Below are 25641 nucleotides of genomic sequence, written 5' to 3'. Positions count from 1 at the left end.
TAGCACGGTGGTGTGACAGGAAATGTCAGGTGAGAGCCGGCTCGAAGGGCTGGCGACGGGAATCCCTACTTATGCCCTGCCGCCCGTGATGGTGTCAAAACTGCCCCTGTTGTCGGGGGCCGTTTTCCTGTACGCTGCTCCCTGAATAAACTTCAGGCTGCACAACAACCAGCCCCGCCACAGGAGGTAGTACCCATGATCCCGGAACCATTGCTGGAAATTCTGAAACAGGACGGCATCGTTGCCATTGCGACCCTCGGCCAGGAGGGGCCACACCTGGTGAATACCTGGAACAGCTATATCCGTATTACGGATGACGGCCGCATCCTGATACCGGCCGGTTACATGCACCGAACCGAGGCCAATGTCGCCTTCAATCCCGAGGTGCTGATCACCCTGGGCAGCAGCAAGGTGCGGGGGCTCCACGGTCCGGGGGCCGGTTTTCTGATCAAGGGGACCGCGGCGTTCATCACCTCCGGCCCCGAGTTCGACCTGCTGAAAGCAAAATTCGACTGGCTGCGCGCCACCATGGCGGTTACTCCCGTGAGCGTCACGCAGACCTGGTAGCCGTCAGCCGTTGAGGTGTGAAGCGTAGGCCTTGTCCTGCTCCAGGATATGGTCGTAGAGCCAGTGCTGCAGAAAGTCCATGACCTCCTTGGTCTGGGGCTTGGTCTTGACGTAGAAGTTGCGGTAGAAGTCGGCAAGTTGCCGGGTGAGGTCGGCATGCCGGGCGCGGTGCTCGCCAAGAGCGGGATAGGCGCACTGTTCCAGCATCCGTTCCTCTTCGGCAAAGTGAGTCTTGGTGTAACCGGCCAGATCGGAGAGGATTTTCATCAGGGCGGTCTTCTCCGCGCCGGTGTCCATGGCTTCGCCCAACTGGTTGATCATGCCGACGATCCGCTGGTGCTGCTGGTCGAGCCGTTCGCTGCCCACGCTATACTCCGTTTGCCACTCCACGAGCGCCATGCTGTCCCCCCTGCCTGGGTGTAATGCGGACGAGTATCCATAGTTGGCGGCCGTTGTCAATCGGTCAGTTGACATCGAGGGAAGGGAGGTTGGCGGGTAACGGCGGGAGCAGTTTTGGTCTTGACATTGCCGTCACCTGTGGCACCACTACCGAAGCGGCAAATGCCGCCCACAGCGGGGGCCTGCGCCACGATGCGGAGGCTGCTGGCGAGAGGCGGCAGAATCCAGGAGTAGCGCATTATCACCATACACAACTAGGAGGAGTCAGATGCTGATGAAAGTCATGCCCCTGTTGGCAGCCATGCTTCTTTTAACCGCCCAGGTGGCCGGTGCCGGCCTGACCAAGCTGTCCGATAACGTCTACGCTTACGTGGGGGTGCGGGACGCCTCCCCAACCAACAGCTTTGCCGCCAACGCCGGTATCGTCATCGGCCGGGACGGGGTACTGGTGGTGGATACGCTGATTTCCGACAAGGAGGCCCGGCGCTTTCTGGCCGACATCCGCACGGTGACCGACAAGCCGATCCGCTACGTGGTCAACACCCATACCCACCTGGATCACGCTTTCGGCAACTGTGTGTTCGCCAGGCTGGGGGCAACGGTGATCTCCCACACCGCTGACCGTGCCCTGCTGGAAGCAATGGGACCCGGCATCCTGAAGAACATTGCGGCCTACGGGCTGACACCTGAGGATATGGCCGGCACCGAAATCGCGCTGCCATCCCTTTCCTTCAGCGACCGCCTCACCCTTGACCTGGGGAATGAAACCGTGGAGCTGATCCGTTTTGCCCCCTCCCATACCGCCGGCAGCGTGGTGGTCTGGCTACCGCGCCAGAAGCTGGCCTTTGCCGGGGATATTCTCTTTACCGACTTTCATCCCTACCTGGCGGACGGTGACTTCGGTGGCTGGGCAACGGCCCTGGACAGCCTGCTGGCGCTGGGACCGGAGCAGATCGTTCCGGGACACGGCCCCCTCTCCTCCAACAAAGATCTGCGGGAGATGAAGCAGTATCTGACGCTGTTCGACGCCACGGCCCGTGAGCTGGCGGCCAGGGGCGAAACGGGCGACGCTATTGCCGCCGAGCTGCTGGGGAAGCTTCCCAAGCGAAGTCTGGCGGAATGGATGGTGGGGTACAACCTCAAAAACCGCTATTTGAAGAAATAGGCCAGGAGCAGTCGAACCGTTCCGGCCAGCTCACGGCAGTTCCCGATTGAATCGGGTGGTGATGTCGGCTATTGTCAGGAACACTGCTCCGGAGCTCCGGAACACAGCACCGTTTGCAGGCCGGCTGGCCTGGGGAGTCATGGCGATGAGGACGACAAACGATCATGCAGCCAGCTGATGCGGTACGGATACTGTTCGGTGAAGCTACCGATCTACGGCGGGTCACCCCCGCCGAAGTGAAATCGGCCTTCCGGCGGCGGGTGCGCACGCTTCATCCCGATTCCGCGTGCGCCACCTCGCCGTGTTGCGGCGAGGCGGTCAGCTCGCTTGTGTCGGCCCGGGACATTCTGATCGAACACCTGCGCACGGCTCAGGAAAAAGCCGCGCGCCTAACTGCAGCCGGGCACCGGCAGCAGGCTGCAACGGCATCCCCGTCCCGCCCCGCCCGTCCCACCATCGTCCGGCCGCGTCCCGTCACGGAAAAACTGCCCAGAAAAGAGCACGAACGGTACTACACCGGCGTGTTCCCCACCTACAAGCTGAAGTTCGGCCAGTTCGTCTATTGTGCCGGCGAGGTCTCCTGGCAGGACCTGGTCCGCGGCATGCGCTGGCAGCGGGACCAGCGCCCCGCCTACGGCGAGATCGCCAAGGCCTGGGGCTGGATGACCGACAAGGATATCCAGGCGGTCCGCGCAGCCACGGAAATTCCCGGCATGTTCGGCGAGCGGGCCGTGGCCCTGGGGCTGCTGACCGAAAAACAGGCCGCCTTCCTGGTCAGACATCAGCACCATTGCCAACCCCGCCTGGGGCAATATTTCGTGAAGGAACGCATCCTGTTGACGGCCGACGTCAACCGGCTGCTGGCGGCGATGCAGCGGCACAACGCCAGCATCGAACGGGGAGGCGGACCGATCCCCCCCTTCAACCCGGCGGGACTGGTACGCTGACCCGTCGTATCATTCCGGCGGATGGCGGGATGCGGCACCAGGTACCGACCTCCCGCTGCCAGTTGACCGTAGGCGCGGAGGAGACCGGAAATGGCAATCGTTGTCGGCGATATCCACGGTAATGTGGACAAGGTGGAACGGTTTCTGGCCCACCGTCCGGACCAGCTCCATGTGGCCCTGGGGGACTACGTGGATTCCTTCCGCGAGAGCTTCGAATCCCAGGTGCGGGTGGTGGAGCTGCTGGCGGCAAGCGATGCGGTCATGCTCTGGGGGAACCATGACCTGCACTACCTGAGCAAGGCCCCCTGGCGCAGCAGCGGCTACCAGCACAGCCACGCGGACCAGTTCCGGCGGCTGTTCGATGACCTGCTGCAACGCCGTCGGCTGGTGGCGGCCCACTGGGCCGACGGCTGGTTCTGTACCCATGCCGGCTTTGCCGAAGGGGGCTGGGGACTGACTCCAGGAGGGTGCTGCCGGGGGAATTCCCGCTACCTGGCCGACTGCATCAACGCACATTTTTACGCCTGCCTCGCGGGGGATCATGGGAGCCCCCTCTTCAACGTGCCGGTGGCCCGCGGCGGCCGCGCCCCCTACGGCGGCATCTTCTGGCTGGACCCGTTCCGCGAGAACGTGCGTCTCGATCCCGTTTACCGCCAGTTGTTCGGCCACACCGAGCAGAAGGAACCGGTGGTGACGGAACGCTGGGTCTGTCTGGACACCACCAATGCCGACGATATCTGGGTGTTTGACACTGAAACCGAAGCCCTGACCAACCTGCGAACGCCGGAGGAGCTGAAGGAGCGGCAGCTTCTGTTACGCCGCAAGGAGGAACTGGCCCGCCTGCAGGCTGCCGCTGGCGGGTTCTAGGGGGGCAACTATTGACAGATACTGCCACGCAGGCGATTTATAGATGCTTCATTTCTGGAAGCTGGATATATGAATTTGTACAAAATTACATTTCAACTGTAAATTTGTACGAATTCATGATAACCTACTGAACATGCTCATACATCGAACCATACAGCCGGAATTGCTCCGGCTGGCTGGTCAATACCCGATTGTGACGATAGTCGGGCCGCGCCAATCAGGTAAAAGCACCCTGTGCCGGATGACCTTTCCCGATAAGCCTTACGTTTCCCTTGAGCAGCTTGCCCTGCGCGACTATGCGCTGAACGACCCGCAAGGCTTTCTGCGGGATTACGCGGCAGGCGGCGCGGTGATTGACGAGATTCAACGGGCGCCGGGCCTGCTCTCGGAATTGCAGGTGCTGGTGGATGCCGACCCGACCCGGAAAGGCGCTTATATTATTACCGGCAGCCACCAGTTTCTGCTGATGGAGCGGGTTACCCAATCACTTGCCGGACGTACGGCCATTCTGAAGCTGCTGCCGTTTTCATTTCAGGAGCGCTATGCCCAGGCAGCGCAGCCGGAAATTTCGCAGATGCTGTTTGAAGGGTTTTATCCGCGCATTCTGAATGATCAACTGGACCCTGTCGAAGCGCTCTCGTTCTACCTGACCACCTACGTTGAGCGGGATGTCCGCGAGATCATGGCCGTCAAGAACCTGGCGCTCTTTACCCGTTTTTTACGCCTGTGCGCCGGACGTACGGGACAGATTCTCAACATCAACTCACTGGCCGCCGATTGCGGCATCAACCACGGAACTGCCCGTGCGTGGCTCTCTGTCCTGGAAGCCAGCTTCATCATCACCCTGCTGCAGCCTCATTTTGAGAATTTCAACAAGCGGCTGGTCAAATCCCCCAAGCTCTATTTCTGGGATGTGGGGCTGGCCGCCCACCTGCTGGCTATTGAACAGCCCGGCCAGATCACGCATCATCCTTTGGTGGGAGCCCTGTTTGAAACCTTTGTGGTGACGGAGTTGATGAAACAACGCCTGAACATGGTGCGTGAGCCGCGCCTCTACTATTGGCGCGACAATGCCGGACATGAGGTGGATCTGTTGTTTGAGTCGCCGGCAGGCATTGTGCCGATAGAGATCAAGCTGGGTGCGACTATCCAGCAAAGCGCCTGGAAAGGGATTGACCACTACCGCAAGCTGAATGCGGCTGCCCGGCCGGGGTTGCTCATCTGCGGGGCAACAGAGCGCCAGCAGCGCAGTAACGGCATGCTGGTGGTTGGATATCCCCATATCGGTGATGTTATTGCAGGGCTTGCGTAACCGAATGGCTGGTGGCGGGTTTTGGATGGTGCAGGCTCTTCCACGATTGGATGAAGCTGATACGGTGGTAGGGCTGGATAATGTTGGTTCGGTTACCCCAGGATTTGCAGGATAAACATTCCATTTGGGAAGATCACCGGTTCACGCACGTGCGCGCGCGAACCGGTCAATAACGAAGTTAGTCGAACGAGGGCAACAATATGAACCCAGCCCCAAGGCTCAAACCATGAACCTCTACCTCCAATCCACCGAGATCATCAACTGGCAGCATCCGGCGGTGCTGGCCACGGCGCGTGAGCTGGCCGGGGATCAGGCGGACACAACCGAAATCGCCCGGCGCTGTTTCGAGTTCGTGCGGGACGAGATCAGGCACAGTTGGGATTACCGCCGGAATCCGGTGACCTGCGTCGCCTCCGACGTGCTGGCCCACGCCACCGGCTACTGCTACGCCAAGAGCCATCTGCTGGCCGCGCTGTTGCGGGCCAACGCCATACCTGCCGGTCTGTGCTACCAGCGGCTGTCGGTGGGGGATTCCGGCCCGCCCTATTGCCTGCACGGCCTGAACGCGGTCTGGCTTGAGGAGTACGGCTGGTACCGCATCGATGCGCGGGGCAACAAGCCGGGGGTGGATGCCCGCTTCTGCCCGCCGTACGAGCGGCTGGCCTTTCCGGTGATGCAGCCGGATGAGGCCGACCTGCCGGAGGTGTGGCCGGAGCCGCTGCCGGTTGTGGTGCAGGTGTTGACCCGGTGCGCCACGGTTGAAGAGGTCTATGAAAATCTGCCGGACCTGCGTCCGGCGGAGGAATGCTGATCTGGTGCGAGGGGTGGTCATGATCGGACGATTCAACAGCTTTCGTTTGCGGCTGTCCCTGCTCTTCGGCGGTCTGGCCCTGCTGGTGGGATTCGGTGTGGCCCTGTACCTTAACCATGTTGCGTCGTTACACATGAAGGAGGACAGCCGTTTCCGGCTGCAACGGCTCACCCGCAGCATTGCCGGCTCCCTGGCCGCCAACCTGCGGGAGCGGGAACGGGAGGTGGTGCTGTTGAGCCGTTCGCCGCTTTTGACGCGTGAACGTCTCGACAGTCCTGATATCAGGACAACCCTGGACTTGGCGCGGCAGTCCTACCGGCATTACGCCTGGATCGGCGTGACTGATGGAGAGGGAACCATCCTGACCGCTGCCGACGGGCTGCTGGAGGGGGTGTCGGCGGCCCAGCGGGAATGGTTCATCCGTGGCCGGGAGAACGTTTTCGTCGGCGACGTACACGAAGCGGTTTTGCTGGCCAAGAAGCTGAAGGCCGAGAATCCCAGCGAACCGCTCCGATTCGTGGATTTTGCGGCACCGGTGCGTGACGCTGCCGGCAGACTGCGGGGGGTGCTGGCCACCCATGCCCACTGGGCCTGGGTGGATGAGGTGATCAAAAATGCCCTGCCGGGGGATGCCGGTCTCAATGGTGTCGAGGTGTTGATCATCGACCGACGGGGAGATATCCTGTACCCCTATCGGTACATGGGACAGGTGAAGATACCCGCAGCGCTCCCCACCGACGGAAAGCCGGCGGTTATCGACTGGGACGGCGGTCATCGCTACATGACCGGCATCGTGACTGTGACCGCCGGAACGTCCACCGAGCTGAAATGGCGGGTGCTGGTGCGGCAACCGATCGCCAGCGCGCTGGCGCCGGTAGCCGCGTTGCAGCGTACCCTGCTGGTGATTGGAGTGGGCATTGCGGTGATGTTCATGTTTCTGGCCTACCGCGCGGCGGTGGCCTTCAGCCGGCCGGTGGAGCACTTGGCCGAAGTTGCCCACACGATCGAGCAGGGGGACGAAGCAACCCCCTTTACCCTCACCAGCGGTATCCGCGAGATCCAGAAACTGGCGGATTCGTTGCGCGGCATGACCTCGACCCTGCTGGAGCGGAAGCGGCAACTGGAAGAAAGCAATCAGTATCTGGAGTTGAAGGTGCAGGAGCGCACCGCGGAACTGGTAACGGCCAACCGGGAGCTGGAGCGGATCGCCCTGCACGACGCCCTGACCGGCCTTCACAATCGCCGGGCAGCGAACGAACGGCTCCATGACGAGTTTGTGCGCATGCAGCGTTCCGGGACGTCTTATGGTTTGCTGCTGATGGACATCGATCATTTCAAACGGGTGAACGACACCTTCGGTCATGAGGTGGGGGATCTGGTGCTCAGGCATGTGGCGGCTCTGCTGGCCGGCTCGTTGCGTCAGAGCGATTTTGTTGCCCGTTTCGGCGGCGAGGAGTTCCTGGCGCTGCTGCCGGACACTGACCGGCAGGGTGCCCTGGTGCTTGCCGAAAAGCTTCGTGCCGGCGTGGCCGATTCCGTTGCCCCCGGGGCGGGGCGGGTCACCATTAGTATCGGGGTGGCCGAAGCCGGCCGGCAGGACGGCAGCGAGGAAGAGGCGGTGCGTCGGGCCGATCAGGCGTTGTATCGGGCAAAGGAGAGAGGCAGGAACCGGGTGACCGATTGAGCCGCCGGAGGGGGGCTGAACTGCACCACAGGGCTTGCCGGTTGACGTATCCGGGTGAAAGGTGAGACCATGACAACGCGTGAAGCATCATTGAACCGCTGTGGCTGGAGCGGCAGCGACCCGCTCTACTGCCGTTATCACGACGAGGAATGGGGGGTGCCGGTACACGACGACCGCCTGCTCTTTGAGTTCCTGACTTTGGAGGGGGCCCAGGCCGGGCTGTCCTGGATCACCATCCTGCGCAAACGGGACGCCTACCGTGAGGCTTTTGCCGGCTTCGATCCCGAAGTGGTGGCCCGGTTTGATCAGACAAAGATTGCGACGTTACTGGCCAACCCCGGCATTGTGCGCAACCGGCTGAAGGTGGAGTCGGCGGTGAGCAATGCCCGGGCCTTCCTCGCGGTGCAGGAACAGTTCGGCTCGTTCAATGCCTATATGTGGCGTTTTGTTGACGGCAGACCGGTGCAGAACAGCTGGAAGAGCCTGGCGGAGGTGCCGGCCAGCACGCCGGTGTCCGACGCCCTGAGCAAGGATCTCAAGCAACGGGGATTCCGTTTCGTGGGCAGCACCATCTGCTACGCCCACATGCAGGCGGTGGGGATGGTCAACGATCACACCACGGACTGCTTCCGTTGGCGGGAGCTGCGCCTGTAATATCACGTATCCGAGGAGGTGTCCCATGCAAAAGATAATGATCAAGGCCGTTGCTGCCGGCGTGACTGTTGTGCTCATGCTGCAGCTTGCCGCCTGCGGCACGCTGATGTATCCGGAGCGGCGGGGACAGAAGGCCGGAGAAATCGATATCAAGGTTGCCATCCTTGACGGCCTGGGGCTGCTCTTCTGTATCATTCCGGGAGTAGTCGCCTATATCGTCGATTTCGACACCGGCGCGATCTACCTGCCTGCCGGTCAGAAGAACAGGGTGTCGCTGGAAAACGGGGCTGTGGCCGCCATACGACTGGACCCTGAGGTGCTGCGCGACCCGGAAGCGGTTCGCCGGATTGTCAGCCGGGAAATGGCGCTGCCCGAGGCCGTTGACTGGAGTAAGCTGGAGCGGACGGCGGTATCGAAAGACCAAGTCGTTCTCACGCTTGCCGAGGCACAGGCAGTGGGGTACGCCCGCTAGGCTGATCGCTCTCCCGGACGAGGGAACTCCAGGGCACGGTTTGCGGGCAGGATCAGCTCTGAACGAACCGACCGCTGCCGGTGTCATGCTACCTGTGGCGGGCGACCGGGATATGCCGGTCGCCCGTTGCCGTGCAACATCCGTGCGGCACGGGGTATCGTTCCGGCGGGAACGGTGTTGACAGCCGGCCGAAAGCTGCCTACTTTACGATTCAAAGAGGTAATTCCACGGAATCATACAAGGTTATCGATTATGGCGCAGACGGATTACTACAAGTCGCTGGGAGTCGAAAAGACGGCAACCGCCGACGACATCAAGAAGGCGTTCCGCAAGCTGGCGGTGAAGTACCATCCGGACCGCAACCAGGGAGATAGCGCCGCCGAGGAGAAGTTCAAGGAGATCAACGAAGCCTACGCCGTACTCTCCGACCCGGAAAAACGCAAGCAGTACGATACGTTCGGGTCGTCTGACTTCCATCGTCAGTATTCTCAGGAGGATATCTTCAAGGGGTTTGATTTCTCCGGCACCTTCCGGGATATGGGGATGGGGGACGGCGGAGATGATATTTTCTCCCGGCTGTTCGGCGGCGCCTTCCGCCGGAGTAGCGGTGGCGGCGGATTCCGCAGGGGGCCGCAACGGGGTGCCGATCTGACCCTGGAGCTGGACGTGGGCTTTCGCGAGGCGGCGCTGGGCGGCGAAAAGCTGGTGGCTTTCCGGCGCAACGGCGTGCGGGAGGAGTTGAAGGTCCGGATTCCCGCCGGTGTCGATAACGGCAGTCGGGTCAGAATCGCCGGCAAGGGGAGCGACGGGGAAAACGGCGGTCCCAGCGGCGATCTGTTCTTGATCGTACGGGTTGCCCATGACCCGGTGTTTAGCCGTGACGGCGGAGATTTGTTCGTGGAGCGGACCATCCGCTTCAGTGAGGCCTGTCTGGGAGTCAGCCTGGAGGTGCCGACCCTGGAGGAAACCCGGCGGATCAAGGTGCCGCCCGGTATCCAGCCCGGTACGAAGCTCCGCCTGAAGGGATGCGGTATCAAGACGCCCGGTTCCAACGCCAAAGGGGACCTGTACGTCAAGATCAACGTCCATGTACCGGAAGGGCTGAACAGTAGTCAGAAAAAGCTGGTGGAGGAAATGGCCAGGGCCGGTCTGTAATGTCGTAGGCCGTTGTACCCGGATGCCGTGTACACTGCTTGCAGGAACAGGATAGTCTGGTCCCAGAGGTGATTCTTCAATGGAGTTCTCCGCTGTTGCAGACAGGGGAGCCGGGACGGTTCCCGTCCGGCAGTTTTCCGGTATACCGGCGGCAGACGGTACGGAAGCGGAAAAGCGTCGTTCCGTTGGTGGTCGGAGTCGGGAGCCGGTAGAAGACCGGGTAACGCTTTCCGCGCAACAGCCGGGGCAGGCGCTGGAGACCGGGCAGCGGGAGCCGAAGCCGGGTGAGCGGACCACTGCCGACGGCAGAAGCGTTGAAGATCCCCAGGTCAAGCAGACGGTCGAGCGACTGAAGCGCACCGAGGAAAAGGTTAAGGCCCACGAGGCGGCGCACAAGGCGGCAGGGGGCAACCTGGCCGGCAGCGCTTCCTACAGTTACACCCAGGGGCCGGACGGACGCAGTTACATTACCGGTGGCGAGGTGCAGATCGATGTCTCCGGTGGCCGCACGCCGGAGGAGACTATTGCCCGGATGCAGCAGGTGATTCGTGCGGCCCTGGCTCCCGCGGACCCATCCGGCCAGGACCGGGCCGTAGCCGCCCAGGCCGCCAATCAGATGGCCCAGGCCCAACAGGAAAAGCGGCAGCCGGAAAGCCTGTCCGGTGCCGATGCCGGAAGCAACGCGACGTCAACCGGCAGCGGCGAGGCATTGCGGCCGACGGGAGATGGCAGGGTTCAGCGGGCCTATGGTGATCCTGCCGTGCGGGGACGTGAGTGGAGCCAAACGACGTCATTTTCAGCCGTTTCCGAGGTTTCGGCGGGGCGAATGAAACGGGGGGTCAGCCGGGAGGGCAGGCCTTTTTCCATTATTGCCTGATCCGGCGAAAGTACCGCTTTGCGGTTGACGAACGGAAAGCGCCGACGGTAGAGTGTAATGCTTCGCAAGGTATCGTGAGAACGGAGTAAGGAACGGAAGGTATGCAGCAACAGCCGCCTACCCCCATCGAGGGGGTTCGATATTTTCAGCCTGCTGAAGGCTTTCGTCTTGCCGGTCGTGACGGTTTGGTGGATCTGGCCTGGGGCGACCTGCCCATTCCGCTGCAGGAAGCCGACTACGTGGCGGCCCTCGCAAACGGGACACCGGACTACGACCAGGTGGGGCGGGGACTGTACCATGCCCTGCGCCGCAACCCCGATTGTGCCAATGCCGCCCGCTATGCCGACGTGCTGCAGCAGGCCTATCCCCACATCATTGCCGAGATCGGCGGCGAGGCGATCATGCTTGACGCCCGCGAAGTCGATCTGCCCTATCTCGATCGCAAGGTTTCCCTGCTCCGGATCATGACCCTGATTACCCCCGACAATGCCGGCCTGTGGCGGGAAATCGGCCGCACCCTGATGGAGCGGGGCGGGCGCCTCGAGGCCACGCACTTGGCGGTGCAATCCTGGTACGGTGCCGAAAAATACCTGGCCAGAGCGTTGGCGCTGGACCCCGATGATCTGCACACCTGCTATCAGTACGGCGAGGTCAGCTACATCCTGGGGCGCTATGAAGAGGCGCTGGCCCAGTGGGAAGGGCTGCTTGAGCGCTGCAGCGGGGCGGAGCGTCGTAATCTCGAGGGCCGTATCGCCGCCATTCGTGCCGGTGAACGCCCCCTGGTACCGCCGGTGGACTATCTGACGGCCCTGTCGGTTGCCTTCGAACAGCATCAGGCCGGGGATATTCACGAAGCGGCGGCCATCGTGGAAGATGTGCTGGCGGACCCGGTATTCTGCGCCCAGTTTCCCTTGGTTGAAATGCACCGGTTTCTTGAACAGTGTCATCGCTCTCTGGAGCAGAGCGGCATGTTGCAGGGGCGGTGCTGAATGTTCGGATTCAGTGCGGCGGATTGGCTGTTCATCGGCTTTATTCTGCTGGTGATCTTTGCGGCAGTCGGGCTCAGCGATATGCGGAGCAAACGCTGAACCGTGCCTGATGCGGTGCGCCGGGATGGGGATATGATGGGAAACATTCTGCTGATAGACGACGATCCGGCCTTTACCCGCCTGCTGAGCGACTATATCGCGGAACATTTCCCCCGCCTGACGGTGGATGTCTGCAACAACCCGCTGGAGGCTCTTTCCTATATCCGTCGTTCCCCCTACGATCTGCTGCTGATTGACTTCGAAATGCCCACCCTGGACGGGCGCAAGCTGATGAGCTTTGCCGTGCAGGCAGGGATCAACAAGAACCGGATCGTCATTCTCTCCAGCCGTGATGCCGACTTCCTGCACGCCCAATGCCCCATGGGGAGCTGCCTTGCCGTGCTGAACAAGTTTGAGGTGCGGCAGAAGGCGGTGCTGGACATGATCTTCAACTCCCTGAGTGAAAAAGCGGCCCAGGGTGCTGCTACCCCTGCCGCCGAATGAGCAGCCCTCCCGGGCCTTGAATACAACTGGCCCCGTTGCCCCCATCTTCGGTTGCTTTGCCGTCGGGCACTGCCGCTGTTCATTGCCGGAGTTTTTTGCTGTGTACTGCCCTCTGCCCAGTGCAAAGCCGATACGGCGTGTCTGCCACCGGCTGCTCGTGCCATCCGCCTTGGTGTACTGTGCAGCAGTGGCTCCCTGGCTGTTCTATCGTTAGAGGCGATCCGCGATGAGTCGCAAGAAAAAACCATCATCTCCGGTCCAGCGCCCGGCGGAGTTCCGCACCAGCTCCTTCGAGCGGTTGAAGGGCGTGATCGTTGCCGCGCCGCCAGCTTCCGAAGAGGAAGCAGTGCGGGCGAAGACGGTGTCGACCACGGCGCAGGCCCGGCCGGGCAGCGACGAAGCCGACCTGTTCCGTCAGGCCATGGCCGGTGTGGTGCCGCTTGAGCCCCCGAAAGCGGGTGGTACGACGGTTCGCGCCGAAGCGGTGCGTCGTCCGACGGAGCCGCCGGTCGCGTCCTTGACCGTGGCTCCGGGCGGACGATCGGATTTTTTGAAGGAAATCGAACGGCTGAAGCTGGATGTCAGGTTCGAGGATGCGTTGCCGGCGGAGGAAGAGCTGAAGCCGCTGGGCGGTAACCGGCTGCGGATGCTCAAACGGGGGGTGATCCGCCTGGACCGGCAGCTGGATCTGCACGGCCTGACTCGCGACGAAGCAGTTGGCTCCCTGGACCGTTTTCTGCGTTCGGCCCGGGCGGCGGGGGAGAAGGCGGTGCTGGTCATTACCGGTAAAGGTACCCACTCCAGTGACGGGCCGGTATTGAACCAGGCGGTGGCAGCCTGGTTGCGGGAGCAGGGGCGGGGACTGGTGATCGAATTTGCGCCGGCGCCGCGGGAATTGGGCGGAAGCGGCGCGTTCGTGGTCTTTCTCCGTCCCCTTGACAAACCGGACCCGCGGTAACTATGATTCACCCATATGAATATTCAAAAGGAGGCTGTTGCCCATGCCAGTGTATGAATATCGTTGTACCTCCTGCAGCAATCAGTTTGAGTTGCGCCAGAAGTTTTCCGATGCCCCGGCCAGCGAGTGCCCCGCCTGTGGCGGAGCGGTTGAAAAGATGATCTCCCAGGCCGCTTTCAGCCTGAAGGGTGACGGCTGGTTCAACTCCGGCTACTGCCCTAAAACCGAGGCGCCCAAGCCGGCCGGTTGTGCTGCCGGCGGTTGCTGCGCCGCTGGCTAGCGCTTCCGGTCATCCGGCATACCCCGAAACGAGAACGGCCGATGCTGATCGCATCGGCCGTTCTCATTCCATCCCGCCCCGTGTTCCTTAACGGCAGCGAAGCGGAACATAGTTGCAGAACGGTTCTTCCGCCATGTAGTCGCCGTATACTGCATCAGCCCGCGCCCGGCAACCGCCGCAGACATTCAGGAATTCGCACTGGCCGCACTTTCCCTTGTACTCCTTGAAACTCCGCAAGTCCCGGAATATTTCCGACTGCTCCCAGATTTCCCGGAAAGGGGTTTCCTTGACGTTGCCGGCAACCCGATGAAAATAAGAGCACGGCTTGACATTGCCGAAACAGTCGATCAGGCAGATACTCTGGGCAGCGATGCACCCCTTGCCGCCGCCGGTGGAAAAACTCAGGGAGCGACGCTGGAAGGAGACCCCCTCCTCCTTGGCCCGCTGCGGCGCGATCCGGTAGTAGTGCGGCGCGCAGGTGGGACGCATCAGCAGATCATTCTCCAGCTTTTCCTGCTGGTAGTGCCATTCCAAAATCTCTTCGTAATCTTCCTTGGAAATCAACTCGTTCATGATCTCCTCGCCACGGCCGGTGGGAACGATCATGAACATGTACCAGGCGGTGGCCCCCAGTTTCTTGGCCAGTTGAAAGGTCGGGGCGATGTCGTGCTGGTTCCGCTTGGTGAAGGATGAGTTGATCAGGAATTTGAGGCCGTTTCTGCGCATCGTTTCCGCAGCACGAACCACGCCGTCGAAAGCGCCGGGCGACTGGCGAAAGTCGTCATGAATGGCGGCGGTGGAACCATCGAGGGAGAGGGAGACCATCTTGATATCCGCCTGTTTCAGTCGGGCACAGACCTCATCGGTAATCAGCGAGCCGTTGCTGGCCATGCACATCCGCAGACCCAGGGAGGTGCCATATTCGGCCAGTTCGAAAATATCGGAACGCAGCAGCGGCTCGCCACCGGACAGTACGACCACCGGTTTCGAAAAGGCGGCGATATCGGCAAGCAGCCTTTTCCCTTCCTCAGTGGTAAAGTCCCCTTGGGACGAGGTCATCTCCGACGAACAGCGACAGTGAACACATTTGAGGTTGCATTGCTGGGTGGTTTCCCAGGCGATCCACTTGGGTACAAACGCTTCCATTCAGTTCCTCCGGTGAAAGTAACGGCATCTGGCAGTGCCGGATTTAAGGGACCCGTAGTCTGGTGTCCCAGGCTGATCCGACGCCATCATTGTACCCGAGCTTGCCGGCATCAGTCACGAGAAATGCGCTTGTATCCCTGATTTTCTTCTGCTATAGACACAGGAAACCGACGGAATTCACGCTCTGTCCGCCGCTCTGTGCCTCGTGTCACGGTATGTTTCACGGCCCCGAAGAGGAGATCGCATGTCCAACGCCCAGATGGTCATGTATGATGAAGAGTTTAAGGAGATCAACGAAGTCATCGAACGGCTTCTGCGGGACTCCAACTCGAAAGTCATCTTTCTGGTGGATAAGAACGGGCAGCTCATTTCCGGTGTTGGCGAGACCGACCGCTTTGATACCACCTCCCTTGCCTCGCTCACGGCCGGCAACATTGCGGCAACCGGCGGTCTGGCCAAGCTGATCGGCGAGAAGGAATTCTCCATTCTCTTTCATGAAGGGGAGAATGACAACCTCCATATCTCCATCGTTGGTGGCCGGGTCATCCTGGTGGTGCTGTTCGACAGCCGTTCATCGCTGGGGCTGGTGCGGCTGCGGGTCAAGAAGGCATCCGAAGAACTGTCGGTCATCTTCGACCGACTGACCGCCAAGGCCGACGAACAGTCGAAAAGCGGTTCCGCCGCGTTCCCCTTCGCCGAAATCACGGATGACGATATCGACAATCTGTTCAGCTAGTCCCTGCTCCGGGGTGCATCCGCATGTCCTTCATTAACTACGCCTCCCGCGAAATAAACTGCAAGATCGTCTATTACGGCCCGGGGCTCTGCGGCAAGACGACCAACCTGCAGCATATTTACGCCTCAACCGCTCCCGACGCCAAGGGCAAGATGATCAGTCTCGCCACCGAGACGGAGCGGACGCTGTTTTTTGATTTCCTTCCCCTGGCCCTGGGGGAGATCAAGGGATTCAAGACCCGCTTCCATCTCTACACCGTGCCCGGCCAGGTCTTCTATGATGCCTCCCGTAAGCTGATCCTGAAGGGGGTTGACGGGATCATTTTTGTTGCCGACTCCCAGGAAGAACGGATGGATGCCAATATCGAGTCGCTGGAAAATCTGCGGGACAACCTTGCGGAGCAAGGGTACGACTTGGACAGGCTGCCGTTCGTGATTCAGTACAACAAGCGGGATCTGCCCAACGCGCTGCCGGTTGAAATACTGCGCAGCCAGCTCAATACCACCGCTGTTCCCGATTTTGAAGCGTGTGCCGCCACCGGCGACGGAGTGTTCGAGACGTTGAAGGCGGTGGCCAAGCTGGTGCTGAACGATCTGAAGAAGTCCCGCTAAGTACCGCCGCTCGACAAGAGCGAATATTTGTCTTGCAAAATGGTCTGCTTTGCTCTATTTTGCAGCTTTGTAATTTGGGAGAGATGGCCGAGTAGGTCGAAGGCGCTCGCCTGCTAAGCGAGTATACTGGGACAACCGGTATCGAGGGTTCGAATCCCTCTCTCTCCGCCACTGCTCATACGTGTTTTTTGCGCTCGTAGCTCAGCTGGATAGAGCACCAGACTACGAATCTGGGGGTCAGGAGTTCGAATCTCTTCGAGCGCGCCATACAGCAAAAAGGTCGGCCACAGCCGACCTTTTTGCGTTTTTTGCCATGTTTTCCGGCTTCCGGACGCCTGGCGGCGAGCAGTCGACGATTTGGGTAGGCTGCCGGGATCACCCTGCAGGATAGTTGCGGGCGCCCAGGTAGAGCAGAAGCGCAACCAGCAGTGCCGCCAGCGGCAGAGCAAAGGCAGCGTGCAGCGCCGCTGGCGAATATCCTCCCATCCGTTCCACCACCAACCCCATCCCCTGCTGTGCCGTAGCAGCCCCCATCAGGACGAAGAAGTTGATCGATGTCAATGCCGTACCCACAATGGAGATCGGGAAGGCGGCCCGGATGATCGGATAGATCATGATGCCGCTGGAAACGGCACAGCCCAGTGCAAAGAAGTAGAGGCCGAGTTGCAGGGAGGACAGACCCTCCAACCACCCCAGGAATCCGGACATGAGCAACAGCAGGCAGCACTGCCCCGCCACCAGCGCCCACTTGTAGGAGCGGAACAGCCGACGGGCGATCCGGTCCATCAGGACCGACCCGGCGATGAAGCCGACGGAGGTCCACATCAGCATCCGGCCGGCTTCCTCCCGCGTCATGCCGTGCAGTTCGGTCAGATAGGGTCCCCCCCAAAGCCCCTGCACCGCCAGGTAGTTGCCGTACCAACTGAAGGCCACCGCCGCCAGCAGCCAGAAGGAGCGATCCCGTAGGATGATCCGCCATGCTTCCAGCATGCCGGGACGCGACGAGCTGTCGTGGTGCGTGTCGGCGTTGTGTCCCGGCGGCCGGTCCTGCACCAGGAAAAAGACCAGCATCGTCACCAGCAGCTGCAGCCCGGCTATCCCCAGGAAGGCGCCGCGCCAGCCGGTTATCCCCACCATGAGAGCCAGGGGTGCGGTACCGGCCAGGTTACCCAGATTGCCGGCGGCAACCATCAGGCCGGATATCCTGCCGAACTCCCGGGTGTCATACCAGTGGCTGAAAATGGCAAACGTGGCCATCAGCACCGCGGCGGTGCCGATGCCGATCAGGATACGCCCTGCCATGGCCATGGCCAGGGTATGGGCCTGGGCGAACAGGAAACCGCCGATTGCGGTGAGCAGGCCGCAGAAGGAAATGACCAAGCGTCCGCCGAATCGGTCGATCAGGGGGCCGAGGGGAATCTGGGCCACGGCGTAAACGTAGAAAAGAATGCCGGCCAAGGTGCCCAGCTGCTCGGCGCTCAGGGCAAGATCGCGGGAAAGGTCGCCGGCCACCACCGCCAGAGAAACCCGGTAGAAGTAAACCAGAATGTACATGAGCGCCAGGACGGCAAAAAGCCGCCAGCGCTGATTGCCGGATGGCGCGGGACGGGATGATGTCGCTGGATGGTTCATGGGAAGTCCTTGGCCGGACGTATGCCGGTTCATGCCGGCGGTGCTCCGGACAATAGCCGTTTCCGGCCCGCTCCGCAAGCACGCAGCGGATCAACCGTTGCCAAGCGGGTACTTCGGGATTATGGTAGCAAGATGTCACAAAAGAATGTATCCCCAAGCCATAGGGCCGACCCCCGGCATGCCGCCCTGAACACCTTGCGGGCGCTTGCCGCGGGGACTGAGCACGCCGATACCCTGATCGACCGGGAGCTGGCCCGTGAGGAGCTTGCCGGTCCGGACCGGGGACTGTACCGTCACCTGGTCTTCGGCGTGCTGCGTCGGCAGGGAACCCTGGATCATTACCTGGCGCTGCTGGTCACCCAGCCGTTGCAGAAGCTGGAAGAACCACTGCGCCACCTGCTGCGGCTGGGGCTGTTTCAGCTGCTCTACCTTGACCGGGTGCCGCCCCATGCCGCGGTTCACGCTACCGTGGAGCTGGCCAAGCGGGTACTCCCCCGGGCCAGCGGTCTGGTCAACGGCGTGCTGCGGTCCTTTTTGCGAAGCCGGGAACAGCTCTGCCTGCCGGATCGCGCCTGTGACCCGGGGGGCTGGCTGGCGGCAACTCACTCCGTGCCCCGCTGGCTGATCGAGCAGTGGCGTGGTCAGATGCCGGAGGAGGAGGTCGAGCGTCTGGCGGCAGCCACCTCCGCTGAACCGCCGCTGACGCTCAGGGCCAACACGCTGCGGATCGGTCGTGACGATCTGATGGCCCGTTTCGGGGATGCCGGCATTTCGTGCGAGCCATGTCGGTATGCCCCGGAAGGGATTCGCCTGGAGGGTCATTTTTTCATACCCTCGCTTCCGGGGTTCGCCGAAGGGTTGTTTGCCGTGCAGGATGAGGCGTCGCAGCTGGTTGCCCATCTGCTGGCTCCGCAACCCGGCCAGCGGGTGCTGGATGCCTGCGCCGCCCCTGGGGGAAAAACCCTGCACCTGGCCCAGCTGATGGGGGACAGCGGTAGTATTCTGGCCACGGACCTGACCGATCGCAAGCTGGCCCGGGTGCTGGAATCGGCACAACGTCTCGGCATTTCCTGCGTACGTACCCTGGCGGCTGACGTTTCCCGGCCGGAGTACCTGCACGGTGAGCTGTTCGACCGGATCCTGCTGGATGCGCCCTGTTCGGGACTTGGGGTGATCCGGCGCAATCCCGAAGCAAAATGGCGCCTGACCCCCGCCGATATCGAACGCTGCGCCCGGCGTCAGCGTCTGCTGCTGTCGCGGGTGGCGAACCTGCTGGCACCGGGGGGCAGCCTGGTCTATGCAACCTGCTCCACTGCCCCGGAAGAGGATGAGCAAGTTGTTGCGGATTTTCTTTCCCACCATCGGCAGTTTGTGATAGAAAAAGGGCTGTTTTTTTCAGGGGCCGCCTCATCGCTACTGACCACGGACGGGGCGTTACGGCTGTGGCCCCATCGTCACGGCACCGATGGGTTTTTTGCCGTGCTCCTAACGAGGCATCCATGAAAAAGATCGCTCCTTCAATACTTTCCGCCGATTTCGCGCGGCTTGGCGAAGAAATTCGTGCCGTGGAGGCGGCCGGTGCCGATTACATCCATATCGATGTCATGGATGGCCGTTTCGTGCCCAACATAACCATCGGTCCCCTGATCGTGGAGGCGGCTCGTCGGGCTACCTCGCTGCCGCTGGATGTACACCTGATGATCGAGGAACCGGAACGGTACGTTGCCGACTTTGCCGCCGCCGGTGCCGATATTATCGTGGTGCATGCCGAGGCGACCCCCCATCTGCACCGTCTGATCCAGATGATCAAGGGGCTGGGCAAGAAGGCTGGCGTTTCTCTCAACCCCGCCACGCCGCTCTGCCTGCTGGACCATCTGCTGGAGGACCTGGACATGGCGATGCTGATGACGGTCAACCCCGGCTTCGGCGGCCAGAGCTTCATCGAGTCCTGTATTCCCAAAATCAGGCGTCTGCGGGAGATGCTGGACAGCCGTGGCTGCAGTGCGGAGCTGGAGGTCGACGGCGGCGTCAAGGCGGCCAACGTCGCCCGTATCGCCCATGCCGGTGCCGATGTGCTGGTGGCCGGCAGCGCCGTGTTCGGCAGCGACAACTATGCGGCAACCATCAACGAGTTGAAGCGGCTGAGCCGCGAGCCGTTGCTGTAACATCCGGTTCACGGGAAGGGGCGGACGAGTCATGGCAGACAGCGTATTGATCATTGATGATTCGGTTGCTGTCCGCGAGAAGATCATCAGCATTCTGGAGGCCCACGATCTTTTCTCGCGTTACTACGAAGCCGAGGACGGTTTGGAGGGGTTCAAGAAACTGCTGGCCTCGCCGGTGGATATCGTACTCTGCGACCTTGAAATGCCCCGGATGGACGGCTTCAAGTTTTTGGGGATGCTGAAGGGACGGCCGGAGGTTTCGGACACGCCGGTGATCATCCTGACCGGCAACAACGAGCGGGAAATGAAGCTGAAGGGGCTTGACCAGGGAGCCTGCGACTTCCTGACCAAGCCGTTCGATCCCGAAGAACTGGTCGCCCGCATGAAGGTGCACCTGAAGATCAAGCATCTGCAGGATGACCTGAAACGCTCCAATGAACTGTTGCTGGAGCTCTCCAATACCGATCACCTGACTGGCCTGTTCAACCGTCGCTACCTGATGGAAGCCCTGGAGCGGGAGGTGCAACGGGCGCAGCGCCATAACGGAACGGTCTCGTTGATCATGATGGATATTGACCACTTCAAGAAGATCAACGATACCCACGGCCATCTGCAGGGGGATGTGGTGCTGCAGAAGGTGGCCATGCTGCTGCAGAGGGAGCTGCGTACCTACGATATCGCCGCCCGGTACGGCGGCGAGGAGTTCGTGGCTGTACTGCCAGACACCAGTCTGAAAGAGGCGTTCAACGTTGCCGACCGGGTGAGGCTGTCGATCCAGGGGATCCGCTTTGCCGGATCGCTGGCCGGAGAACGGATCACCGCCAGTTTCGGCATCGCAGCGCTGGCTCCGCCCACCTCCGACGATATCGACGATCTGCTGCGCACTGCCGATGACGCCCTCTACCGGGCAAAGGAGTCGGGGCGCAACTGCGTGATCGTCAACGATCCGGGCAGTGCCGCCTGACCGACTGCGCGCCAGATCGGTTGCCGCCGCTGCATTTAACCATGTGTCGAAAAGGATGCTGCATCATGAGGTACACGAATTTCCTGCGTTTCGGCAGGGCGGCCCTGGCCGCCTTTTTTCTTTTTCTGCTGGTGGTAGCGCCGGCTTGGGCTGCTTCCCCTATCGCTGCTCCTCCTCTGGGGGAACGCTGGTTCGGTATCAAGGTCAACGACGAATATATGGGGTTCAGTCGTCTGCGGATCAGCCGGCTGCCGGACGGCGGCTACCGGATCGACGGCGACGGCAGCGTCAGGATGCAGATCATGGGCTTCACCCGTGAGGCCACCTTTCGTGAACAGTATCTGGTTACCCCGGCACTGACGCTGCGAAGCTTCGAGGTAGAGCAGAGCCTGAGCGGTAAACACGCCCAGTTGTCCGGAAAAATGATCGGTGGTGGTGTGCAGGTGCGACGGGAGGCCGACGGCAAAGTGACGGAGCGGTTTCTCAAATCCCGTGGCGAGGTGTTCCCGGCGTCGGTGCTGAACCTGCTGCCCCTGATGCGGGGCGGCAGCAGCGGGCGGCAGTATCGGGTCCAGTTCTTTGATCCGGAGGATGTACGGATCAAGGAGGTGAAAATCTCCCTGATAGGGGAGGAGCGGACCCCCGACGGCCAGCCGGCCATCCGGATGCGCAACGACCTGTACCCCTTTGTCAGCAACGATATCTGGGTTGACCGCCAGGGCAATACGCTGCTGGAATCGGTGCGGGACGGGCTCGTGGTGACCAAGGCCGAGTCGCCGGAGATTTTGGCCCCGCTGATCAGCGGCCTGGCGCTTTCCCAGAAGGATCTGATCTACGACTTCAGCATGGTGCGGGCAACGCCGTCGCTCTCCCGGCCCGTGGCGGAGCTGAAGGGACTGGCGGTACGTATCGAGGGGTATGGCGAGACGCTGCCCCTGCTGAACGACAGCTTCCAGAACGTGGAGCGGCAGAACGGGAACCTGACGATCAGGACCGGCAGTTTGCGGCAGGAGCGGGCGGCAACGCAGGCACTTCCCCCCGCGCACTACCTGCAACCTGCGGAGCGGATCGAATCCGCCGCACCACAGATCATGAGCCGGGCCGCGGAAGTGGCCGGCGCCGTTTCCACCGCGTCGGAAAAAGCTGCCCGCTTGGCCGACTGGACTGCCCGCTGGCTTGAGGACAGCATCGACGACAGCGGCAGCGCCTTGGCGGCGTTGGAGAAAAAAAGCGGCAACTGCCAGAGCCATGCCCGCTTGTACACTGCCCTGGCCCGGGCCGCCGGCATTCCCACCCGCTTCGTTTCGGGGCTGGTGACCCAGGACGGGAAAGGGTTTCTTTATCACAGTTGGGCCGAAAGCTGGATCGACGGCCGCTGGCTGGCCGTGGATCCCACCTTCAACCAGACGCCGGCGGACCCCTCCCACCTGGCGCTGTTCGAAGGGGACCGCCCCGCCGATCTGGCGCCACTGGTCAGTCTGATCGGCAGGATCAGGCTGCAGATTCTCGAACAGGCACCGTAGCCGTACCAAGCGGTCGCGCTCCGTACGGAGACTGGGGCGCGAACAGAAAGAACTCTTCATGCCGAAACAGTATATCGCCGACCTGAAGGACCGTGACGCCGTCGATGCGGCGTTCATGGTCAAGGAGAAGACCCTGGCCGTTGCCCGCAACGGCAAGCCGTACATGAACCTGAAGTTCATGGACAAAAGCGGCGACATGGACGGCAAGCTCTGGGACCAGGTGGATGAACGGGACAGGCTGTTTCAGCGGGGGGATTTCGTGCAGGTTCGCGGTACCGCCTCGCTGTACATGGGCAAGATGCAACTGGTGGTGAAAGAGATCAGTCGCCTGGAGGAAGACGGGGTGGAGATGGCCGATTTCATGCCGGTTTCACCCGTGCCCCTCGACCAGATGCAGCGGGAGCTGCGACAGGTGGTGCAGTCGCTGCAGGACCCCCATCTGGCTCGTCTGATGGAGTTGTTCATGGCCGACGAGCGGTTCGTGGCCGACTACTGTCGGGCGCCGGCGGCCAAGGGGATGCATCACGTGTATCGCGGCGGCCTGCTGGAACACTCCCTGGCGGTGGTGCGGCTGGTGGATGCGGTGGTGCCGCTTTATCCCGGCCTGAACCGGGACCTGCTGGTGGTTGGGGCGCTGCTGCACGATCTGGGCAAGGTGGTCGAGTTGTCCTACGACCGGGCATTCGACTATACCGATGAAGGGCGTTTGCTCGGTCACATCAGCATCGGGGTGGAGATGGTGCAGGAACGCCTCGCCCGGATTCCCGAATTTCCCCGCGAACTGGCGCTGCTGCTCAAGCATATGCTGCTGTCGCACCACGGGCAGTACGAGTACGGTTCCCCCAAACGTCCCAAGACCGTTGAAGCCACCATCCTGCACTACCTGGACGACATGGATTCGAAGATCAACGGCATCCGTTCCCACGTGGCCAGGGATACGGCCCAGGGGAGCCGCTGGAGCGGCCATCACCGTCTGTATAATCTCTACTTTTTCAGTGGGAACGGCCTGGAGAGCGGGGAGGAACGGAGGGGCGGTGCCGAAGAACCGGCGGTCGAAGCGGTGACGACGGAGCACGGCAGGGATACGCGGCGATGCTTCGACAACCGTCCTTTTGCGGAGCTGCAACGTTTCAGGGAAACCTAGGCATGCCGGTGCATGCCGAGCCGGGCTGGTCCGCCGGCAGCATTACGGCCCGTTGTTTTCGCGTACTTTCAGACACTCCGTGATCTGCTGGAGCAGGTCGTTGAAAATGATCGGCTTCAGAATGACCCGGTTGGCCAGATCACACCGGTGCGCCTCGTCGTCGTAGGCGGTGGTGATGATGATCGGCGTGCCGTTGTCCACCTCCCGGATGCGCCGGATCATTTCCATGCCGTTCATCACCGGCATTTCAAGGTCGGTGATGACCACCTGCGGACGGTGGGTGGTGAACAGTTCGAATCCTTCCTTACCGTTTTCCCCCGTATACAGGGTCGCGACCTGCCGCTTCAGAAAGGCGCCGATCGACATGCGCGCCACCGGCTCATCCTCGACGTACAGTACCGCAAGCTCGGAAAGGTCAAGACTGCTTTCCATGGCAGAGGCTCTCCTTCAGATGGTAATGACGATTTCTGCGCCGTCTCCCCGGTTGCCTGCGGCGATGGCACCGCCAAAACGCTGCTCGATGATCTGGCGGGCCACGAACAGGCCGAGCCCGACCCCCTGGGCACGGAACTTGGTCGTGACGTAGGGGTCAAAGACGATGGGCAGTACCTCGTCATCAATGCCGCCGCCGTTGTCGCGAACGCGAATCTCCTGGCGCTGTTCCGCGGTCAGGCGCAGTTCAACGACGATGGCGCCTTCCCGGCAGCCCCGTGCGGTAATCGCATCGCGGGCATTGGTGAAGATGTTGAGTAGACACTGTACAAGGTCGGCCTGTATGCCGACAAGAGATTTTTCCTCCTGCAGAGAGCAGGACAGACGGATGCCCTGGACGGCGCAGGCGTCCGTCATGACGGAGATCGCCTGTCGCACCGCCTCCGAGGGAAGAAACCGTTCACTGCTGCTGACCGGTTCGCACAGGCGGCGCAGCGTTTCGATTGAACCGGAAAGCTCCTTCAGGGAAAGCATGATCTCTTCGGCGCGGCGGGTCGCCTCCTCCCGGGGAATCTCCCCGCTGGCAATCAGCCAGGCCGATTCCTGGATGCGGGCACCGATGCTGTTCAGCGGCTGCCGCCACTGGTGGGCGATGTTCACCAGCAGTTCCCCCAGGGTCTGGTAACGGGCCTGCTGGAGCAGCAGGGCATCCTTGGTGCGGCTCTTGGCCAGTTCCTCCTCGACGCGTGCCGTCAGTTGGCGGTTGGCGTCCTCAAAAGCGCGTCGGCCAATGAGCAGCTGCCTGCCGGCAGCAGCGATCACTCCCACCCCCGTCAACCAGAGCAGTGCGGCAACGATCCACATCAGCATATCCTGGTGCCGCATACTTTTCTCGAACTCATCCATCGGGATGGCCACACTGATCGCGCCACGGATATCCCCCGGTTGATAGCCTTCGGCGGCGTGGCAGCGGATACATTTTTCGTCCACCGCAAAGGGGCGGATCAGGCGGTAAAAACGCCGGTTGTTCATGACCTGCACCTCGCCGTGCTCCGCACTGTCATGACGGAAGGCGGCCAGGGCGGCACGTTCCCAAGCATCGGGAACGTTTTCGGGATGACGGGGATGCAGGCTGGTGATATGCCCTTGGGGACCGTCGACCTGGCGGGCGAAGTCGAAGACCTGACGAGTCATGTAGGCAGGATTGATCAGGGTCAGGCGGCGGCCGGAGGGGGTGGTGATATCCCGCTCCGGCACATGGGCGAGGTTCGGATTGGGGGGTGTTTCCGGAGAAATCTCCACATAGAGTCCCCCTTTGGCGGTAACCCAGCGGCGGTACAGCACGTCCTTTTCCAGGGCCATGCGCGCCTGAGCCCGGACGATGTCTAGCACCACCGTGCGCGTGGTCTCAAAATACCAGGCAACGAACGCTGCCAGTACCAGGGTCCAGGCAATGGCGGCGATAACCGTCCAGAGGCTGATGCGTGCCAGATGCTGTCGTGTGGTCATGCGCGTAATCCATTCACCGGTGTCCGGCAGCTGGTTGGTTGCCGTGCCACTCCAGTGTACCACGCAGGCGCCGGGACACAAGATCACGTATGGTATGGT

Annotated in this window: 27 protein-coding genes and 2 tRNA genes; 24 read left to right on the top strand and 5 right to left on the bottom strand. The window is 61.7% G+C overall.

Features of this window, described 5'->3' with window-relative positions:
- Positions 1-195 precede the first annotated feature (195 nt).
- Positions 196-567, top strand: coding sequence for a pyridoxamine 5'-phosphate oxidase family protein (locus RAK07_RS13075; RefSeq protein ID WP_305733274.1), 372 nt, complete (start codon positions 196-198; stop codon positions 565-567).
- Positions 568-570: 3 nt separating this feature from the next.
- Here RAK07_RS13075 and RAK07_RS13070 read toward each other — a convergent pair whose 3' ends face one another.
- Positions 571-966 (bottom strand): bacteriohemerythrin, encoded by a 396-nt coding sequence (locus RAK07_RS13070; RefSeq protein ID WP_305733273.1) that lies wholly within the window; start codon positions 964-966, stop codon positions 571-573.
- 274 nt (positions 967-1240) lie between these two features.
- Between RAK07_RS13070 and RAK07_RS13065 the strand changes: the two genes are divergently transcribed.
- The 14 genes from RAK07_RS13065 to RAK07_RS13000 all read left to right on the top strand — a co-directional run bounded on the left by RAK07_RS13065 (position 1241) and on the right by RAK07_RS13000 (position 13680).
- The gene (locus RAK07_RS13065) at positions 1241-2131 is read left to right on the top strand and encodes an MBL fold metallo-hydrolase (protein ID WP_305733272.1); all 891 of its coding nucleotides are present in this window, start codon (positions 1241-1243) and stop codon (positions 2129-2131) included.
- Positions 2132-2295: 164 nt separating this feature from the next.
- Entirely contained in the window at positions 2296-3078 is a 783-nt protein-coding gene (locus RAK07_RS13060; protein ID WP_305733271.1) for a J domain-containing protein, read from the top strand.
- Positions 3079-3168: 90 nt separating this feature from the next.
- Positions 3169-3945 carry a metallophosphoesterase gene (locus RAK07_RS13055; protein WP_305733270.1) on the top strand — a complete coding sequence of 259 codons (777 nt, stop codon included), beginning with the start codon at positions 3169-3171 and terminating at the stop codon, positions 3943-3945.
- A 133-nt stretch (positions 3946-4078) separates the two neighbouring features.
- Positions 4079-5257 carry an ATP-binding protein gene (locus RAK07_RS13050; protein ID WP_305733269.1) on the top strand — a complete coding sequence of 393 codons (1179 nt, stop codon included), beginning with the start codon at positions 4079-4081 and terminating at the stop codon, positions 5255-5257.
- Between the two features lie 226 nt (positions 5258-5483).
- Positions 5484-6068, top strand: coding sequence for a transglutaminase-like domain-containing protein (locus tag RAK07_RS13045; protein WP_305733268.1), 585 nt, complete (start codon positions 5484-5486; stop codon positions 6066-6068).
- A 19-nt stretch (positions 6069-6087) separates the two neighbouring features.
- Positions 6088-7752 carry a sensor domain-containing diguanylate cyclase gene (locus RAK07_RS13040; RefSeq protein ID WP_305733267.1) on the top strand — a complete coding sequence of 555 codons (1665 nt, stop codon included), beginning with the start codon at positions 6088-6090 and terminating at the stop codon, positions 7750-7752.
- 69 nt (positions 7753-7821) lie between these two features.
- Positions 7822-8406: a DNA-3-methyladenine glycosylase I gene (locus tag RAK07_RS13035; RefSeq protein ID WP_305733266.1), complete on the top strand. Its 585-nt coding sequence runs from the start codon at positions 7822-7824 to the stop codon at positions 8404-8406.
- Positions 8407-8431: 25 nt separating this feature from the next.
- Complete coding sequence (locus RAK07_RS13030) at positions 8432-8878, top strand: hypothetical protein (protein ID WP_305733265.1); 447 nt, start codon at positions 8432-8434, stop codon at positions 8876-8878.
- 252 nt (positions 8879-9130) lie between these two features.
- Positions 9131-10033 (top strand): DnaJ C-terminal domain-containing protein, encoded by a 903-nt coding sequence (locus tag RAK07_RS13025; protein ID WP_305733264.1) that lies wholly within the window; start codon positions 9131-9133, stop codon positions 10031-10033.
- Positions 10034-10112: 79 nt separating this feature from the next.
- Positions 10113-10910 carry a putative metalloprotease CJM1_0395 family protein gene (locus tag RAK07_RS13020; protein WP_305733263.1) on the top strand — a complete coding sequence of 266 codons (798 nt, stop codon included), beginning with the start codon at positions 10113-10115 and terminating at the stop codon, positions 10908-10910.
- A 101-nt stretch (positions 10911-11011) separates the two neighbouring features.
- On the top strand, positions 11012-11899 hold the full coding sequence (locus RAK07_RS13015) for a tetratricopeptide repeat protein (protein WP_305733262.1): 888 nt from the start codon (positions 11012-11014) through the stop codon (positions 11897-11899).
- A gap of 135 nt (positions 11900-12034) precedes the next feature.
- Positions 12035-12442: a response regulator gene (locus RAK07_RS13010; protein ID WP_305733521.1), complete on the top strand. Its 408-nt coding sequence runs from the start codon at positions 12035-12037 to the stop codon at positions 12440-12442.
- Positions 12443-12668: 226 nt separating this feature from the next.
- The gene (locus RAK07_RS13005; RefSeq protein ID WP_305733261.1) at positions 12669-13400 is read left to right on the top strand and encodes a Smr/MutS family protein; all 732 of its coding nucleotides are present in this window, start codon (positions 12669-12671) and stop codon (positions 13398-13400) included.
- A gap of 43 nt (positions 13401-13443) precedes the next feature.
- Entirely contained in the window at positions 13444-13680 is a 237-nt protein-coding gene (locus RAK07_RS13000) for an FmdB family zinc ribbon protein (RefSeq protein ID WP_305733260.1), read from the top strand.
- Between the two features lie 87 nt (positions 13681-13767).
- Here RAK07_RS13000 and RAK07_RS12995 read toward each other — a convergent pair whose 3' ends face one another.
- Positions 13768-14826: a radical SAM/SPASM domain-containing protein gene (locus tag RAK07_RS12995; RefSeq protein WP_305733259.1), complete on the bottom strand. Its 1059-nt coding sequence runs from the start codon at positions 14824-14826 to the stop codon at positions 13768-13770.
- A 244-nt stretch (positions 14827-15070) separates the two neighbouring features.
- Here RAK07_RS12995 and RAK07_RS12990 point away from each other — a divergent pair, with 244 nt between their 5' ends.
- From RAK07_RS12990 to RAK07_RS12975, 4 genes are all read left to right on the top strand, one after another.
- The gene (locus RAK07_RS12990; protein ID WP_305733258.1) at positions 15071-15562 is read left to right on the top strand and encodes a roadblock/LC7 domain-containing protein; all 492 of its coding nucleotides are present in this window, start codon (positions 15071-15073) and stop codon (positions 15560-15562) included.
- Between the two features lie 23 nt (positions 15563-15585).
- On the top strand, positions 15586-16173 hold the full coding sequence (locus tag RAK07_RS12985; RefSeq protein WP_305733257.1) for a GTP-binding protein: 588 nt from the start codon (positions 15586-15588) through the stop codon (positions 16171-16173).
- Positions 16174-16250: 77 nt separating this feature from the next.
- Positions 16251-16344: transfer RNA gene (locus RAK07_RS12980), tRNA-Ser, on the top strand.
- A 19-nt stretch (positions 16345-16363) separates the two neighbouring features.
- Positions 16364-16440 (top strand) — tRNA-Arg (locus RAK07_RS12975).
- A gap of 108 nt (positions 16441-16548) precedes the next feature.
- Here RAK07_RS12975 and RAK07_RS12970 read toward each other — a convergent pair.
- On the bottom strand, positions 16549-17805 hold the full coding sequence (locus RAK07_RS12970; protein ID WP_305733256.1) for an MFS transporter: 1257 nt from the start codon (positions 17803-17805) through the stop codon (positions 16549-16551).
- Between the two features lie 132 nt (positions 17806-17937).
- On the opposite strand from RAK07_RS12970, the gene rsmB reads away from it, so the two are divergent.
- From rsmB to RAK07_RS12945, 5 genes are all read left to right on the top strand, one after another.
- Positions 17938-19308 (top strand): 16S rRNA (cytosine(967)-C(5))-methyltransferase RsmB, encoded by a 1371-nt coding sequence (gene rsmB / locus RAK07_RS12965; protein WP_305733255.1) that lies wholly within the window; start codon positions 17938-17940, stop codon positions 19306-19308.
- Positions 19305-19970, top strand: coding sequence for a ribulose-phosphate 3-epimerase (gene rpe, locus RAK07_RS12960; protein WP_305733254.1), 666 nt, complete (start codon positions 19305-19307; stop codon positions 19968-19970). Before rsmB ends, rpe begins: the two co-directional genes overlap by 4 nt.
- Before the next feature lie 31 nt (positions 19971-20001).
- The gene (locus RAK07_RS12955) at positions 20002-20934 is read left to right on the top strand and encodes a diguanylate cyclase (RefSeq protein ID WP_305733253.1); all 933 of its coding nucleotides are present in this window, start codon (positions 20002-20004) and stop codon (positions 20932-20934) included.
- A gap of 65 nt (positions 20935-20999) precedes the next feature.
- Positions 21000-22457 carry a transglutaminase-like domain-containing protein gene (locus tag RAK07_RS12950; RefSeq protein ID WP_305733252.1) on the top strand — a complete coding sequence of 486 codons (1458 nt, stop codon included), beginning with the start codon at positions 21000-21002 and terminating at the stop codon, positions 22455-22457.
- 58 nt (positions 22458-22515) lie between these two features.
- Entirely contained in the window at positions 22516-23601 is a 1086-nt protein-coding gene (locus RAK07_RS12945; protein WP_305733251.1) for a 3'-5' exoribonuclease YhaM family protein, read from the top strand.
- Positions 23602-23643: 42 nt separating this feature from the next.
- On the opposite strand, the gene RAK07_RS12940 is transcribed toward RAK07_RS12945, so the two are convergent.
- Both RAK07_RS12940 and RAK07_RS12935 read right to left on the bottom strand, forming a co-directional pair.
- Positions 23644-24033 carry a response regulator gene (locus tag RAK07_RS12940; protein ID WP_305733250.1) on the bottom strand — a complete coding sequence of 130 codons (390 nt, stop codon included), beginning with the start codon at positions 24031-24033 and terminating at the stop codon, positions 23644-23646.
- A gap of 15 nt (positions 24034-24048) precedes the next feature.
- Complete coding sequence (locus RAK07_RS12935) at positions 24049-25542, bottom strand: ATP-binding protein (RefSeq protein ID WP_305733249.1); 1494 nt, start codon at positions 25540-25542, stop codon at positions 24049-24051.
- Positions 25543-25641 lie beyond the last annotated feature (99 nt).

The sequence above is a fragment of the Trichlorobacter ammonificans genome, from assembly GCF_933509905.1.
GTDB classification, from domain to species: domain Bacteria; phylum Desulfobacterota; class Desulfuromonadia; order Geobacterales; family Pseudopelobacteraceae; genus Trichlorobacter; species Trichlorobacter ammonificans.
This window is presented reverse-complemented; position numbering and strand designations above follow the sequence as displayed.

Coding starts and splice junctions, on each gene's coding strand:
- RAK07_RS13015 (WP_305733262.1), top strand. CDS start 11,012: ATGCAGCAACAGCCGCCTACCCCCATCGAGGGGGTTCGATATTTTCAG.
- RAK07_RS13060 (WP_305733271.1), top strand. CDS start 2,296: ATGCAGCCAGCTGATGCGGTACGGATACTGTTCGGTGAAGCTACCGAT.
- RAK07_RS13045 (WP_305733268.1), top strand. CDS start 5,484: ATGAACCTCTACCTCCAATCCACCGAGATCATCAACTGGCAGCATCCG.
- RAK07_RS13075 (WP_305733274.1), top strand. CDS start 196: ATGATCCCGGAACCATTGCTGGAAATTCTGAAACAGGACGGCATCGTT.
- RAK07_RS13065 (WP_305733272.1), top strand. CDS start 1,241: ATGAAAGTCATGCCCCTGTTGGCAGCCATGCTTCTTTTAACCGCCCAG.
- RAK07_RS13070 (WP_305733273.1), bottom strand. CDS start 966: ATGGCGCTCGTGGAGTGGCAAACGGAGTATAGCGTGGGCAGCGAACGG.
- rpe (WP_305733254.1), top strand. CDS start 19,305: ATGAAAAAGATCGCTCCTTCAATACTTTCCGCCGATTTCGCGCGGCTT.
- RAK07_RS13010 (WP_305733521.1), top strand. CDS start 12,035: ATGGGAAACATTCTGCTGATAGACGACGATCCGGCCTTTACCCGCCTG.
- RAK07_RS12985 (WP_305733257.1), top strand. CDS start 15,586: ATGTCCTTCATTAACTACGCCTCCCGCGAAATAAACTGCAAGATCGTC.
- RAK07_RS13035 (WP_305733266.1), top strand. CDS start 7,822: ATGACAACGCGTGAAGCATCATTGAACCGCTGTGGCTGGAGCGGCAGC.
- RAK07_RS13040 (WP_305733267.1), top strand. CDS start 6,088: ATGATCGGACGATTCAACAGCTTTCGTTTGCGGCTGTCCCTGCTCTTC.
- RAK07_RS12950 (WP_305733252.1), top strand. CDS start 21,000: ATGAGGTACACGAATTTCCTGCGTTTCGGCAGGGCGGCCCTGGCCGCC.
- RAK07_RS13030 (WP_305733265.1), top strand. CDS start 8,432: ATGCAAAAGATAATGATCAAGGCCGTTGCTGCCGGCGTGACTGTTGTG.
- RAK07_RS13000 (WP_305733260.1), top strand. CDS start 13,444: ATGCCAGTGTATGAATATCGTTGTACCTCCTGCAGCAATCAGTTTGAG.
- RAK07_RS12995 (WP_305733259.1), bottom strand. CDS start 14,826: ATGGAAGCGTTTGTACCCAAGTGGATCGCCTGGGAAACCACCCAGCAA.
- RAK07_RS13050 (WP_305733269.1), top strand. CDS start 4,079: ATGCTCATACATCGAACCATACAGCCGGAATTGCTCCGGCTGGCTGGT.
- RAK07_RS13020 (WP_305733263.1), top strand. CDS start 10,113: ATGGAGTTCTCCGCTGTTGCAGACAGGGGAGCCGGGACGGTTCCCGTC.
- RAK07_RS12970 (WP_305733256.1), bottom strand. CDS start 17,805: ATGAACCATCCAGCGACATCATCCCGTCCCGCGCCATCCGGCAATCAG.
- RAK07_RS13025 (WP_305733264.1), top strand. CDS start 9,131: ATGGCGCAGACGGATTACTACAAGTCGCTGGGAGTCGAAAAGACGGCA.
- RAK07_RS12955 (WP_305733253.1), top strand. CDS start 20,002: ATGGCAGACAGCGTATTGATCATTGATGATTCGGTTGCTGTCCGCGAG.
- rsmB (WP_305733255.1), top strand. CDS start 17,938: ATGTCACAAAAGAATGTATCCCCAAGCCATAGGGCCGACCCCCGGCAT.
- RAK07_RS13005 (WP_305733261.1), top strand. CDS start 12,669: ATGAGTCGCAAGAAAAAACCATCATCTCCGGTCCAGCGCCCGGCGGAG.
- RAK07_RS12935 (WP_305733249.1), bottom strand. CDS start 25,542: ATGACCACACGACAGCATCTGGCACGCATCAGCCTCTGGACGGTTATC.
- RAK07_RS13055 (WP_305733270.1), top strand. CDS start 3,169: ATGGCAATCGTTGTCGGCGATATCCACGGTAATGTGGACAAGGTGGAA.
- RAK07_RS12940 (WP_305733250.1), bottom strand. CDS start 24,033: ATGGAAAGCAGTCTTGACCTTTCCGAGCTTGCGGTACTGTACGTCGAG.
- RAK07_RS12990 (WP_305733258.1), top strand. CDS start 15,071: ATGTCCAACGCCCAGATGGTCATGTATGATGAAGAGTTTAAGGAGATC.
- RAK07_RS12945 (WP_305733251.1), top strand. CDS start 22,516: ATGCCGAAACAGTATATCGCCGACCTGAAGGACCGTGACGCCGTCGAT.